10 protein-coding genes are annotated in these 14467 nt (G+C 50.2%); 1 reads left to right on the top strand and 9 read right to left on the bottom strand.

The annotated features are described in order from the left end of the window. Window positions 1-3: 3 nt before the first annotated feature. On the bottom strand, window positions 4-423 hold the full coding sequence (locus tag IPF95_15430; protein MBK6476078.1) for a hypothetical protein: 420 nt from the start codon (window positions 421-423) through the stop codon (window positions 4-6). Between the two features lie 160 nt (window positions 424-583). Here IPF95_15430 and IPF95_15425 point away from each other — a divergent pair, with 160 nt between their 5' ends. Continuing rightward, window positions 584-1753, top strand: coding sequence for a DUF1624 domain-containing protein (locus tag IPF95_15425; protein MBK6476077.1), 1170 nt, complete (start codon window positions 584-586; stop codon window positions 1751-1753). A 134-nt stretch (window positions 1754-1887) separates the two neighbouring features. On the opposite strand, the gene IPF95_15420 is transcribed toward IPF95_15425, so the two are convergent. From IPF95_15420 to IPF95_15385, 8 genes are all read right to left on the bottom strand, one after another. Then, on the bottom strand, window positions 1888-2703 hold the full coding sequence (locus IPF95_15420; GenBank protein MBK6476076.1) for a T9SS type A sorting domain-containing protein: 816 nt from the start codon (window positions 2701-2703) through the stop codon (window positions 1888-1890). A gap of 175 nt (window positions 2704-2878) precedes the next feature. Then, window positions 2879-3415: an NAD(P)H-dependent oxidoreductase gene (locus IPF95_15415; protein MBK6476075.1), complete on the bottom strand. Its 537-nt coding sequence runs from the start codon at window positions 3413-3415 to the stop codon at window positions 2879-2881. A gap of 90 nt (window positions 3416-3505) precedes the next feature. Next, entirely contained in the window at window positions 3506-5083 is a 1578-nt protein-coding gene (locus IPF95_15410) for a hypothetical protein (protein MBK6476074.1), read from the bottom strand. 71 nt (window positions 5084-5154) lie between these two features. Further along, a complete protein-coding gene (locus tag IPF95_15405) occupies window positions 5155-5985 on the bottom strand; it encodes a T9SS type A sorting domain-containing protein (protein MBK6476073.1) in 831 nt (276 codons plus the stop codon). A gap of 197 nt (window positions 5986-6182) precedes the next feature. After that, window positions 6183-8162: a DUF3857 domain-containing protein gene (locus IPF95_15400; protein MBK6476072.1), complete on the bottom strand. Its 1980-nt coding sequence runs from the start codon at window positions 8160-8162 to the stop codon at window positions 6183-6185. After that, window positions 8159-10066, bottom strand: coding sequence for a DUF3857 domain-containing protein (locus tag IPF95_15395; protein ID MBK6476071.1), 1908 nt, complete (start codon window positions 10064-10066; stop codon window positions 8159-8161). Before IPF95_15395 ends, IPF95_15400 begins: the two co-directional genes overlap by 4 nt. A gap of 4 nt (window positions 10067-10070) precedes the next feature. Next, a complete protein-coding gene (locus IPF95_15390) occupies window positions 10071-13436 on the bottom strand; it encodes a hypothetical protein (protein ID MBK6476070.1) in 3366 nt (1121 codons plus the stop codon). Beyond that, window positions 13433-14386 carry a tetratricopeptide repeat protein gene (locus IPF95_15385; GenBank protein ID MBK6476069.1) on the bottom strand — a complete coding sequence of 318 codons (954 nt, stop codon included), beginning with the start codon at window positions 14384-14386 and terminating at the stop codon, window positions 13433-13435. Before IPF95_15385 ends, IPF95_15390 begins: the two co-directional genes overlap by 4 nt. Window positions 14387-14467 lie beyond the last annotated feature (81 nt).

Below are 14467 nucleotides of genomic sequence, written 5' to 3'. Positions count from 1 at the left end.
CCATCAGAAAGGAATGGAGTTGTTCCCTCGCATGCCACTGCCTTTGGCGACGATCTTGCCCTTGCGGTCATACTCGAAGAACTCACGGTTGTTCATCCACCAAACCCCGACCCGGATATCCTTCCGATATTCACCTTCCATCCGAAGGGCATCCTCATGACGGAGATGACACCAGCGTCCTGTTTTCCTTCCTTTGACATCTCTATGGCCCAATGCGACGATTGTTCCATTCGAAGTGATCTGCTTCAATTCGTACTGTGTTCCAAAAGCAGTCGTGTCACAAGCGACTTCAAGCGTATCGGTTTGCGCCAAAGCATACAGAGGGATCAAGAAAAGCAAGATGATCATCATATGGCTAAACCCCAACAGTGACTTGCAAATGATCTCGTTCTTGGGATACACGATATCTACCTTTTTTGACATAGTAGTTGGGCGATTAGCTGATCAGCTAATTATCTGATTAGCTTATGTGATCCAAGTAGTGCGAAAGTAAAGAGGTTTACCACAGCATCAGCGTTGGCACTTGCGTTGATCATAAGCATGGATCGAGGCCCGATCTTTCCTGCGTAAGTTAGTCCTCCGAATGGCTAAGACCCTCACCGCTTCCCGTTCCACATCCATCGATCTGCTGCGCGGCATCGTGATGGTGATCATGGCCTTGGACCATGTGCGCGATTACTTCCATGCGGATGCGTTCCTGTATAGTCCTACTGATCTGGAGGCGACCAACATTCCTGTGTTCTTCACGCGCTGGATCACACATTATTGCGCGCCCATTTTCGTGTTCCTGGCCGGCACCTCCGCGTGGTTCGTCCACCAGCGGAAGACCACACGAGACACATCGCTCTTCTTGCTGAAACGCGGGCTTTGGCTGATCGTGGTGGAATGCTTTCTGGTTGGTTTCGGTTGGATGTTCAACCCGACCTTTCCGTTCTTCGGGCTACAGGTGATCTGGGCCATTGGGGTAAGCATGGTAGCCATGGCTGCCTTGGTGCATTTGCAACTACGCTGGGTAGGACTGATCGGTGCTGTTCTTGTTTTTGGACACAACGCATTGGACAGCATTCATGTTGAGAACGTATGGTGGTATTTCCTGCATGAACGGGGTAGCATTGAGATGTTCGGTCGCACTGCGATCTTTGCCTATCCCGTAATTCCATGGATCGGCACCATGGCTTTGGGTTACTGCTTCGGCGTGCTCTACGGTAAAGGCTATACTTCGGAGGTCCGTACACGGATGCTGATGCGTTTGGGTTTGGCCACCACGTTCTTATTCATCGCCTTGCGTGCTTTGAACGATTACGGTGATCCACATCCATGGGAAACCCAGGCGTCCAGATCATTTACCGTGTTGTCCTTCCTGAACCTTACGAAGTATCCACCGAGTCTATTGTATCTGCTGATGACCATGGGACCTGCGATCCTCTTTCTAGCTGCAACGGAAAAGGTGAAGGGCTGGTTCGCTTCGGCATTGATCGTCTTCGGACGCGTGCCGTTCTTCTATTACATCCTGCATATTTACTTGATCCATGCGTTGGCGCTGATCGCAGCGCAGCTCACCGGTTTCGGTTGGCAGAGCATGGTGTTGGATACGCCCGTTTGGTGGTCCGAGGAATTAGTGGGTTATGGCTTTTCCTTACCCGTGGTCTACTTGGTCTGGATAGGTGTAGTGGTCGCACTTTACCCGCTGTGCGTTTGGTTCAACAAGCTGAAGAGCAATAACCGACAGTGGTGGTGGTTGAGTTACTTGTAGCAGTGAAAATCACCAACCAGTTGTGTGTCCAACGATCAATGGAAACTACCAAGTGAGTATCCGTTCCATGCGTGCGTGGTATGTCTCCGCCGATCAGGCTTAGCTGGAAGTTGAAGAAGGAAGTCGTCAGGTATTCACTGCACCACGAACCGCAACACGTGCGCGTAGCCATTCACCATCGCCTTTGCGATGTACACGCCAGCTGGCTTTCCAGCTACGCTCCACGTCCGTGCGCCATTGCCGAGATCGCTCACCATGCGACCACTGATGTCCTGTACAGTGAAACGATCCACACTTCCACTAGTGTTGAGTGAAAGTTGTTGTGTCGTTGGGTCGTATCGGAGCCAGTTCATGTCGGCTTCATTCTGGGCTATCCCGGTGGAAGGCGAAACGGTCACCGTTACTTGATCTGACGTGATCCCGCACGGGCCGTTGTCGCAACTCCACTGGAATACATTGGAACCTACGGTCAAGCTGCTGATCATTGTGTTCGGATCGTTCGGACTCACGATCGTGGCCGTTCCGGCAACTAGGGTCCAGGTACAGAACACAGGTGGGTTTGGATCAGGAGAACCTTGCAATTGAGCACTGGTGCTTGGAAGCACTACGGTGATGTCCTGGCCAGCATCTGCAGCGGGTAATTGGTCATCGAACACAGTGATCGTCATTATGTCGGAAGTTGCACCGTTGGGTCCGAAGATGGTCCATTGCCATACGTTCTCACCCACGCACAAGCCGACAACAGGTGTGAATGGATCGTTCTGGTCCGCAACGTTACCACAGCCGGAGATCAGGCTCCAAAGACCTGTAGCTGGTGGTTCTGGAACATTGGCGAACATGTCGAAATTAGTACCGCAGAGGTACGGACTCGGGCCTGCGTCTGCAACTTGCCCGTACAAGTTCCAAGAGGTGAGTAGGACTAGGATAGAAAAAAGAGTACGGTTGGTCATGGGCAAGTGATTTGTACAAACTTAAGAAGCTCGAAGAAACGTTAGAAGCGATTATCAATTTGAAGAACAACCAATTGCCTTCCCGTTGACACTTTGAATGATGGTTATTCGACGCAATTATCCATGGTGAGGTGTGATGATAGGTTCTCTTGGAATGGCTGAAAGTAAGACGCCACTACTTCAATATTCTGGCAACGGAATTCATGAAAGCTTCCAATGCTCTTTGAACATCCGCCAATGCTTCCGCATCGGTGATCACACCTTCTGAGTTGACTTTTGTTCGCGCAAATTTTACCAACGCTGTGGTTTCCGCATCGAGCAAAGCCTCGATCACCTTTAGGGTATCGATCAAAGAAGCTTGCGCCTTTTCACCGGAGAGCGAGGCAGTGACAAGCATCACCGGCTTCGCGCGGAAATCAGCAGTTGAAACGGTCCAGTCCAAGGCATTCTTCAAAGAACCCGGCACGCCCATGGCATATTCCGGCGTGCAGATAAGTATGCCATCCGCAGTCGCAAGTAAGGTTCTGAAATGAGATACAGGAATTGGTGCTGGATCCACATCAAGGTCAGGGTTGAACTGTGGAAGGTCAGCAATGGAAGGGAATACGGTGAAGTGCGCAAGATCGGCCGCGAGCTTGATGATGGCCTTGATGAAGAGTCCATTAGTAGATGCTTCGCGCGTGCTACCGTTTATGACAAGGATGTTGGGCATGGTGTAAATTCTGGAGTCTAGTTCTGGAGAGCGAAAGCCGATTTTGCCTAGGGAAATATCTGCATTCGAAATGTCGTGTACAGTTATCGTTCAAGGTGAATTCAACTGAATGATGACGTCATTAAGTAGCGCATCCGTTGGCTGTGTATTTCCAACGATCAGGTAAGCCGCATCACCATTCATTTTGCGAACAGCTTCCAGTTGACCTTGCTTTTCACCAAGTGAACCCCACTTCTCCAAAGGACCACCGATCACAAGTATGTTCGGAACCACAGCGTTCCCGTAGAGCTCGCGTTGCCAATAACGCCGCTCGTATCCGAACAGATACGTTGGTGGCAGTTCATCGATCATCGTAGGGTACATGTATGCACGGAATTGCGCCCAGATCCCGGTTCCCAGTTCTTTTGGTACTACGATCAGATCAACGTTCCGTTCGATGCAGAGTGTGTTCAATGCGATGGCATCTTTGATCAGGACATCGTAAGGTTGAACGGAAAACCATTTGGTCGGAGCGGCAAATTGTCCTTCCGCAGTTGCGCGTATGTTGGAGATCTTGTAACAGACCACGGATGAGGCTATGAGGAATGATACGAATATGATATTACCGGAAATACGAACTTTTCTGAATAACATGCTTGCTGCCCACGCCAATAGCAAAGGCAACGCTAAGAACATACGAGACAACGGGTAGAATACTGAATCCCAACCATCTTGCACTTTTGGCATGGAGAAGGATGCAATGATCGCCAGCACTGTAAGTGTAAGGGCTATCGCCAATGGCCATTGATTTTTCAAATAAGCTATCATGCAGAGCGCGATCAGTCCGATGCCGATCATTTCAGGATTGCTCCATGCTACAGGACAAAGCCATTGAAAGTGGTCTCCCAAGTGGCAAAGGCTATTCCACGTGGCCTGCGGATCGAAGTGCCAGATATCGACCGAAAGCCGGTGAATGATCGCGTCACTGTGATCATTGCACCAACTTTTTGCGAGCACATGCAAATAGAATGGCGGCAACGCACCGAGACAGATTGCAGCAACCGATTTGATCACTTCAGGTCTACTAAGCACGAACCAAATACCGTACGCACAAGAGAAGATCAGCGAATTAGGATTGATCGCCCAAGCCACAGCAATGATGGAACCAGTGAGCAGTGACCTTATCCACGTGTGGGTCAGACCGTATATCCACGGAAGAAAAGCCAAGGGTGCAAGTCCTGTTACGAAACCGCGTGGTATGGTGGTGATCATTCCGAATTCCACCGGAAGGAGCAGCGGAGTTAGCGCGAATGCCAACGCTGCCCATACCCTCCCATGCTTATGGTTCCAAAGAGCAAACGACCAATAGGGAAGCAAGGCCAAGCAAGAAGACACCGCCGGCATTGCCCAACGCAGCGGAACGCCAAGTCTCACGAACGGTGCAGCCACCAAGGCTTCCAACATAGGGCCGTAATCCTGACCATAGTAATATGGCCAATGAAAGATACCGTATGCATAGTCCACCGCACCGGCCCACATTATGGCATCATCGGTACTCACGTATTGACCACCGAAAAGGCCGATCAAGAAAGCACGATCGACCACCCCGATCAGCAAAAAGGGCCACGGCCCAATGCTCAATAAGAAGTGTTGGATCCGGCGGAAGTGCAAATGTTTTGCGGCGATCATGCTGGCACTTGTTGATCACGCTCCTTACAACGTCCGTGCGCGGAAGTGGATAAGATATTTGCGAGAATTTCTCAGCGGCTTACTATGAAACGCTGGGTTTGTAAAGCGCCATCGATATTCGCGATCACCACATAGGTGCCAGAAGGAAGACTCCCAATGTTCATTGGCCTTCCGTTCGTTTGGTCTGGCAGTTGAATGCGTCTTCCCGATCCATCGAAAAGCGTTAGGTCATCAATACCAACGTCACTGTTAACTTGCAACAGACCTGTAGTTTGATCATACCAAATTGATGTGGGTTGTGAAAACTCAATAGTACTTACCGACATGGCCGTTTCTACCCAGATCGTAACTTGGTCTAAATTGCCCGGTACACTGCACTCACCATCATCACAAGTCCATTGGAAAATATTTTCTCCAACGCCCAGTGAACTCACACTGGTCTGCGGGTCATTCACATTGGTTATGATCCCGGTTCCGGAAACAACGGTCCATGAACAGACTTGTGGGAACCATGGAGTTGCGGCTTGCATTACAGCTGTTGATAGGGGGGTAAAAATGGTCTGGTCCGACCCTGCATCTGCGATAGCCGGATCAAATTCATATCGAATTATGCTTACTTCATCGGTTGTAGTATCTGTACCATTGATGATCGTCCATGAAAGCGTGTTTGCCCCTACATAGATGTTGGTTAGCTGACTCGTCGGATCTGAATCATCCGCGATCGTTACATTACCGCTCAACAAGGTCCAATAGCCGGTAACATCCGGCATCAGCGCATTTGCCTGTAAGGTGGTATGATCTAGACAGAGTTCTTGGTCAGGTCCGGCATCCGCAACTTGCGCGTTCATTTGAACAGAAGAACCGATCAATAAAAGTGCAGGAAAGAATTTGAAGTTGAACATGCTGATAGATTTCCCATCGAATGTCGACAGAAACTGGGTCAACAAGATCGCGACTACCACAATGATCGAACAGGAGATCGTGTGTTCAGATCACGAGGTATTTCAACCGTTCACTATACTAGTGACTCGTTGGCTTTGTTCACGAGGCCAACAGATAATGGAGGCACTGGCGATCCAGGAACAAGTGAGGTTACGAACTAACCTGCAGGCTTCAGCAGCAAGTTGCGCTTATTGAAATCAGCGGCACCATTGATCACCCCGCGATAGGCCTCGTAATATTCCACCGGTACGTGCGTGGTGCGGTAGTACTCCACGATCTCGATCGTAATGATGCCATCATTCTGGGTTGCACTGGATCGGAACTCGGCTTCGAGCTTGCCGTCGATCTCCATCACCTTATGGACCTCCATCGGTGATAGGTCCGCACAGGTCCAGCCATCGGGTAATTCTACAATGATCTTACGGTCATAATACCGGTTGAAGGGGGAGTCGCTCGGTAGCTTGCGTTCTTTTTCAGCGTAGAGTTCCATCTGCGGGCCAATGAGTTCACCTACACGCAGCAGCACTTCATTCCCGGCTTGGTTGGTGAATTTATTGGTGGTCACTTTGGCGTTGATGGTGAAGGGCTTCATACCGAACTGATCCGCTTTGGCGTTTTCAACTTGAAGGTCTTGTTTGATGGCCCCCTCGGTCAGATGCCCCATGTGCCCTTGAAGAATGTCCTTTTGCTGCTCTTCATTCATGAGTGAATAGAATTCCTGGATGTAGCGCGCGTAGTAACCTGTTAACTCGTTCTTCACGACAACATCAGCTTCGGTGGCATCAACACTAGGATTGATAGTGATCAACAGGTCGTGCCGCGTGTCTTCCGCTGGAAGGTCGGGGATGAAGCTCACTTTGCCGATGCCAACAAAGGCGCCACCCAATTCTTTGTTCTTGATGAACAGACCGTGGTTGCCCATGTATTCTGGCGCCAGGTAGCCAAGGCCCAGACCGAATTCCGTTGGGTCGAGGTATTTATCCGGTCCTGGAAAGTAGAAGACCACGTTCTGCAGGTAATTCCGGGATTCGAATTCCGGATCGAAGGGTGTTAGGGTACGATCGTTCGTAAGCACCACTTGATGTTCGATCCCGGCCTCACGAAAAACGTTGGCGTAGAGTCGCTGCATCCCGAATTCATTACACGTTCTGGTCTTCATGATCGCGTCCAGGTCCGAAAGCTCCGCAGCGCCGCTCTCTGCATACTGGAAGTTGCCGTGTATATACCGGTCAATGGTTCGCAAACGATCCGCTTCATCACGCGCGAACCCTATTCCTATCTTTTTGACCAGACCAGCGAGTTCCTTCTTGGTCTTGGCACCGAGATCCGGGTAAAGCGCATCGTGGTAGATCTTGGTTGCGCCATTGTAGTCGCTGATGTGCAGTGCGTTCAGACTGGGGATAGCATCCAGCTTATGCACTAGATACATCCGGTATTTTTCGGTGTCCGCGTTACTTTCACTTTCCAATGCCGCGACATCCGTTAACTCCAATTTATGCAGCAGATGGCCGGCAAGGGTTGAGTCCGCGGTAGGTTCGGGAAGGCCGTTATATCCTTTGAATTGGTAACGCCAGGAATCGGGCACCAGCATTTCATAGGTTTCCTTTTTGATGGGCAAACTGAACTGGAGTCGCGTAACAGCACCCCTGTATTCGCAGGTCTGTTTGGAGAACATCAGGTATTCAACCACGCTGCCCGGTCGCAACCCTTCGAACGCGAAATAGGTGCCTTTGCCTTTTTCGTTGTCATCCGCACGCTCTAAAAAGGCGCTTTTGGGGAGTTCGGTAACCGTACCGTCCGGTGCTATGGACCTTGCTTTCAAGGTGTACATGTCGAAGATGGATCCTGTATTGATGTCCAAGGTCTTATTCTGGTCCACAGCCGCATCATCACCCAAGTATTTCTGGTAATGGAACACATCATAGAAGTAGATCAGTTCTCCTTGATCCTCGAACTGTTGGATGTTGTTGCGCAACAGGATCACTTCGTTGGAGGACCCGAAGCCGGTGGTGTCCGGCAGGGTTGGCGCGGGGTCCCAATCGTAGTTCTTCAGATGGTCATGCTGGGCATTGGCCGGTGAAGGAAGCATTGTGTTGGCACCGATAACGGCACCGATCAAGAGTTTGGAAAGATTCATTCGCTGGGTAGGTCTATTACTACGGTACGGCCCAAGTCCTTCAGGAGCGATTTGTTCATGTCCCGCCAATCATTGAGTTCTTCATCCATGATCAAACGGTTAACAACGAAGTCAGCGTTGGTGGTTATCGTGCGTTGATCGCCATTGGTCATAATGCTGTAGCTGGCGGCATTGATGTCCATTTTCAGTTCTGAAGAGGCGCCATCCCATTGTGCTCCTTCCGGAAGATCCAATGTCACGGTGTAATGGCGTTCATACTCGTAGGGGAATTCCAAGGGTAGGACGCGTTCTTCCGCAAACCGAAGGTCTTTCCAAGGGTCGCTTAGCGTTAAGGGCAAATACACACGGTCGCCATTGCGGTGCATGTGGTCCGGTAATCTGAAGGTGTAGGTAATGCTGAGCGGTGCTTCTCGATCATTCAGACCTTCCACGTGCGTGCTGTCCAGTTGGAATTTATTGGAGCCTTTCATCAACACGCTGCGCAGTACGTCGTTCACTTTGTTGGGTTGCACGGCGCGTAAATAATGCGTTAGGTTGTGCCGATCATATCCGGTCAATGTGATCCTGCCGGTGCCGACCAACTCGTTCCCTACGAATTTCAGCCGAACGTCATCGCGCAGCACGCTGGCCGCAGCGGGCATAACCGGTACGGTGCTGATGTTGTACGTCGCGCTGTCCATGGCGATCAGCGCTTCTTTACCTTGAGTGAATCCACTGGGAAAACCGAACGCGTTCACATTCGCAGTGCCATCCAGAAAGAGGGTGGTGTCCGCCAAGTACAAGGCCACGATCATATGGTCGCTACTTCCGGCAGCGGGTAGTTCATTGAACGTATAAGGTCTGTCCCGCGTGCCGATCCATGCCAGATGGGCATCAAGTCCAGCAGCACGAAGCATTGTCTGCAGCACGTTGCTCATACCTTTGCAATCACCATATCGAACACGTGAAACCTCTTCGGCAGGTGCTGGAATGAGACCATTGAGGCCATCCTCGAATGCAATGTAGCGGATGTGGTCCTGCACCCAACGGTAGATCACCGATGCTTTTTCCTGGGGGACCAGTATGTTCGCCGTTAACGAATCCGTAAGTGCGGTTATGGAAGCATCGGCCGGATCTGAACATTGCCCTACATAACTGTACAGCCATCCATAGAGCTGGTCCACTCGGTCCGTGCTTTCAACTTTCTCAGTGTTCACGATCAATTGAGCATGGGGCGTGTAATAGCTGAATGAAGGTGCATCACTAGCGAACTTCATGGGCGGAACATTGCGCATGGTGTACCGTTGTACGGTTTTGCCTTTCTCGGTGGATACTGACCGTGTATAGCTGCCATCCGGCATATGGAAGGTGCGCACGTCAACGTCTATGTCCGCGTCACTGATCACGGTAAGAATGCTTTCTTCCACAGGAAACTCACTGGCGAAATAGTGGCCGGTGGAGAAGCGGGCATCCGGGAACGCAACCACGTAACGTAAATGCGCCACTGCTCCGGAAGCCAAGGATGGCATTGTAAAATAGGCTATGCGCGAATCGTCGTGGAAGATGCTGTTGCTGCGCTGATCACGGTGTTCCACAGCACCGATCTTTATCCGTTTGGAGCCATTGCCCTTCGGTATGAGGGTATAGGCTTCGATCTCCTTCAGTGGCATTAGGTCACTGTAATACACGCGCTCTTCCTGTACGTCCCCCACGATATCTTTCAATAACATACGGTCATTTTCGATCTCACGCGTGGAAACAATGCCTTTCTCAGTTCGCACAATGTGGTACGTAGTGTTGTTCCGAAGGTAAACGGACGATTGATCCTGGTACGTACGCCGGAGCAGCACAAGCTGCTCGGACATGTTCTGTCCGAATGCTTGCCCACAGAACAACAATGCGATCAAATACAACGCGGCCCGCATTCGGTTATTTGATGATCTCGACAACGTCATTGTCCCGAACGTCGAAAGTTGCAAGTAGTTTTCCTGTTTGGTCATGGAATGTTCGAAGACCCTGTTCTTCTCCGAACTTGAAGTTACGTTTTTCTTTCACCTTTCCAGTGTTCCAGTAAGCGATCTGCTCCCCGTGTTTCAAACCAGCAACGTAGGGTGTGGTCTGTTTTGGAGTGCCATCGGCGTAGAATTCTTCATGCTCGCCAACAATTTGACCAACTTGGTATTCCGCCGATTCCATGACCTTTCCGTTGGCGTGATACTCAATGAACTTTCCATCGATCTCTCCGTTCCGGAAATTGATCTGACGCGCCTTCGTGCCATCCGGGAACGTGGAGGTACAGTTCGCAATACCGCTGCTTACATGTATGGTGTCCTTTACGGTACCATCAGCGGTGGGGGAACCATAGGCGTACAAACGCCCTTTGTGATAGAAGCGCACCATTTGTGGCTCGCCATTAAGGGTGTAACTTGAATGATCGCCGTGATAATTGCCATAGCCGTAATTGCGCTGGAACGAGATCTTGCCGTTATCATGGTATTCTTTGGCCAACCCACTAACATATCCGGCCACGTAAGGTGTTTCGCTTTGCATCGTACCGTTGGCGAACCATTGGGTATACTGACCAATGCTATTGCCCATTACGTACTCTCGTTCATAGCTCTTTTTGCCATTCGTGTGGTACCCGGTCCATTTGCCATGACGGTCCCCATTCAGGAACTCGCCTTCCACTTCCACGGAGCCATCCGGATAATACCATGTTGCCTTACCGTTCAACATAGCGTTCATCACAGCCCAACGGGAACGAACTGCACCGTTGTAATGATGCTGGACGAACTCGAATGCACCGGGCGTTACGACCACGGTTTCGTAAGCGTTGCCATCCCGGTCATAATTGATCTGTTCCATCATGGTCCCGTTCTCATAACGCGTTGCGTAGATCTTCTTGCCGTCCACATCATAATACACCTGCCAGCCGTGGAACCGGCCAGCTACGTAATAGAGGTCCTGGTCCAATGTGCCATCCGGATAGTATCGACGATAGGCGCCGTCATTGTTGTCGCCTTTGATCTGTCCTTCGTAGAGCATTTTGCCATCGCGGTAGTAGCGCTCGAATGCGGTGTACGTAATATCATTCCGCGAGTAGTTCTCGTCGAAGCCGAAATTCGATCCATCTTCTGAATAGAAGAGTTGCTTTCCATCCGGTTCTCCGTTCTTGAAATTCTCTTCATTCTCCAACGTGCCATCGGCTTGGTAGTACTTCCATTTGCCATCTTTCTGGCCTTCATCCAAATACACTCCTTCCACGCGAAGCCCGCTGTCCATGTTATATCCTTTCAGATCGAACCTGCCTTTGGAACGTGTTCCTTCTCCGATGACCTTACCCGTTCGATCGCGATAGGAATACCGGATAAGCAGATCCTTGTTGTATTCCATTTCAACGAAGGGGTTGCCTTCGTCATTGTTCTCTACGCGTGTTCCCTGGGCGCGTCCTTGTTCATCGAAACGCATGAGTACGTCCAACGTTCCCCATTGGTCGTAGGTCTTCCGTTCGCCAATGATCACGTTGTTCTTGAGCGTACCTTCTTCGGAGAGCATACCGTCCGCAGACCATTTGGTGTATGCACCGTTGCCTTTTCCTTCCGTATAGCTGTATGAACTTTTCTTGGCACCATCAGGGTACATTTCGTTGTGAGTACCGCTGCGCAGGTCGTTGATATATTCACCTATGAACGCCGTTCCGCCCGTATTGTACTGTTGCTTCACGGTGCCTTCCGTGATCCCTTCCTTCAGGGCATATGTCCACTCCGGTGCGCCATTCCGGTAGTACTCGGTAACAGGGCCGGTCCATGCGCCAGCTACTGTTGTTTTGCAGTTGCGAAGGCCTCCCATTTCGTAATACATACACACTTGGCCATTGCGTTTGCCATCCACAACATGAATGCTATCCGAGAGTGCACCTGTCTCATGATAGAACAGAGCAAGTCCTTCGATCTCGCCGGCTTTGTATTCTGCCCTGCTGGACATAATGCCGGATTCATAGCGGTCGGACCAAGTTCCAGTGCGTTTACCATCGTTATCCAAATTACCCCATGATCGCTTTGGCCCATTGCTGTAATAATAATTCCACTGGCCCGAGCTGGCCGAGTTAATTGGATCCCCCGGACCATAACCCACCATATCGCCATCATTGTTATAGATGTGCATCACGTTCGCTCCGCCTTCTTCCTCTGGGAACATGATGTAATGCTTTTGCATCACATCTCCCATTTTTGCACGGAAGGCTTCTACTTTGCTCTTGTTCTTCGATGCAAGGGACTTGACCCCTTTATCGGTGCTTGAGAGTAAGCAGTGATAGATGAACCCTTCGAATAAGCCCTGGTCCATGATCTCATTGATCAACGGGCCGTAGAACTCGCTGTAGAACCCCTTCAATTCACCTTTCTTTTCATGGATGGAGGTGAAAAGTAAATGAGACTGCCGACATATGGGGTACGTAAGATCCGGCTTGCACTTGTAGTCTTTGTCCATGGCCACCTTGCTACGGATCAACAAGTCTTCTTCAGAAAGGTCATCGCCCGTAACGCTGAGGTCGTATCCTTCCGACTTTGCTTCAATGGTAGCCCCTAGTGCACCGTCGTTCTGGCCGAGTAAGGTGTTTGCGAAGTCATCGTCATACCGAACTACTTGGGCCATAGCGTATGCCATCGCGGCTTGTGAGACAAGTCCTTCGTTAAAGGCCAACGTTCCCAACCGAACGTGTGCTTCGCGCCTGTACGGGAATCGCTTCGCATTGTCCATGGATTGTTCCAGTGCTTCTTTCTTTCTACCGAGTTCCGCCAGCGAAAGAGATCTCAAGTGTCGTGGACGATACAGTCCGGGTAACGCTACAATTGCCGAGTCAGCTGCAGCCAATGCGTCCTCCCATTTTTCCAGATCCACAAGAATAGCGGTGTGCATCACCATGAACTCATTCCTGAGTTTACCCTTGGCCCGCATGCCCAATATGCTCAGCGTATTCGCCTCTTCGAATTTCTTATCGTCAACGAGAAGATAGAAACGTGTTTGCAATGCTCTGTCATACAGTGAATCGTTCGGATGCACTGTACCCAATAACTTCAACGCTTCAGCTTTATTATCGCTCCGCACTAGTTCGCGCGCTTGATCCAGCATGGCACTACCATGACCCATGTCCATCTTCATTTGAGCCTGCGTGATGGTGGAACCCATTGCAATAAGCGCGAAAAGACCTAGGTGACGGATGAGGGTGGATCGAAGTGATGAACGAGTTGGTCGCTTTTGTTCCTGTAACGGGTAGATCATGTGGATCGAGTTCATTTGCAATAGTTCTTTCTCAGGTCGGCCACTTCAGGACCATACTCCGTGGTGAAACCAAGCGATAATGCCTTTTCGAAGGCATCACATGCTTTGGCCTTGTTGTCCTTGGCTTGCCATATCAAACCGGCATTGCGATACGCATAACTGTTGTTCGGGTTGGATCGTATTGAGCGTTCAACACTGTCCAGTGCATCGTTCAATGCGCCTTGTTGCAATTGAATATAGCTCAGGTTGCTGAGAATATAGGCGTCCTTGGGGTCAACCTTCAGTGCTTTTTCATACCAGGACCTTGCTTCGTCAAAATTCTTCATGTTACTGGACTGATAGCCTAAGTTATTCATGATGGCGACATCAACGGGGAATAATTCGTGGAGCTTTAGTGTAATGGTATATGCCTCCTCTTGTTTTCCCAATTCATCCAATGCTGTTGCTTTGTTCAATAGCACTGCCATCGATGTGCTGTCCAGCAAGAGTGCTTTGTCCAAGGCGGTCAATGCCACATCGAACTTCCGGACGGTGAATAGTGCACTGGCCTGGTTCACGAAAACGGAAATGCTGTCTTCGCGGTCTCTGGCACGGACCAGCGCTTCGTCGAGATCGGAGAGTGCACGATCCGGCATTTTGGCTGTGATGTAGCATGCACTACGGTTCAAATATGGAGCAATGCTATCCGGTTCCAACTCCATGGCTTTTGCAAGATCCATGAATGCTTCCTGATAATCATGCAGAACTACGAAATAGGCCCCACTCCGAGCCATATAAGCTTTGTACGCCCATGCAGGTTCGTTGGTAAGATCGGTATAGAGCTTCACTGCTTGGGCGGTCTTACCTAGGCTGTCCAATTCTAATGCACGTGCCCATTTTACAGCATCAGCCGTGGATCTCTGTGTTTGTGCTTGCACAGATAGTAGGTTCGCTATGATCAGGGCCAACAATGAAATGATGCGCATTCCTTGTAATAATTGGGCAGAAAAATACAGTGTTGCTTGGTAACTATGCCCAAGGGGCCATCAATAATGATTATTATTCTT

It is taken from the genome of Flavobacteriales bacterium (assembly GCA_016704485.1).
In the GTDB taxonomy this organism is placed as follows: Bacteria; Bacteroidota; Bacteroidia; order Flavobacteriales_F; family PHOS-HE28; genus PHOS-HE28.
The sequence above is the reverse complement of the archived record's forward strand: the minus strand, read 5'-3'. Positions and strand labels throughout refer to the sequence as shown.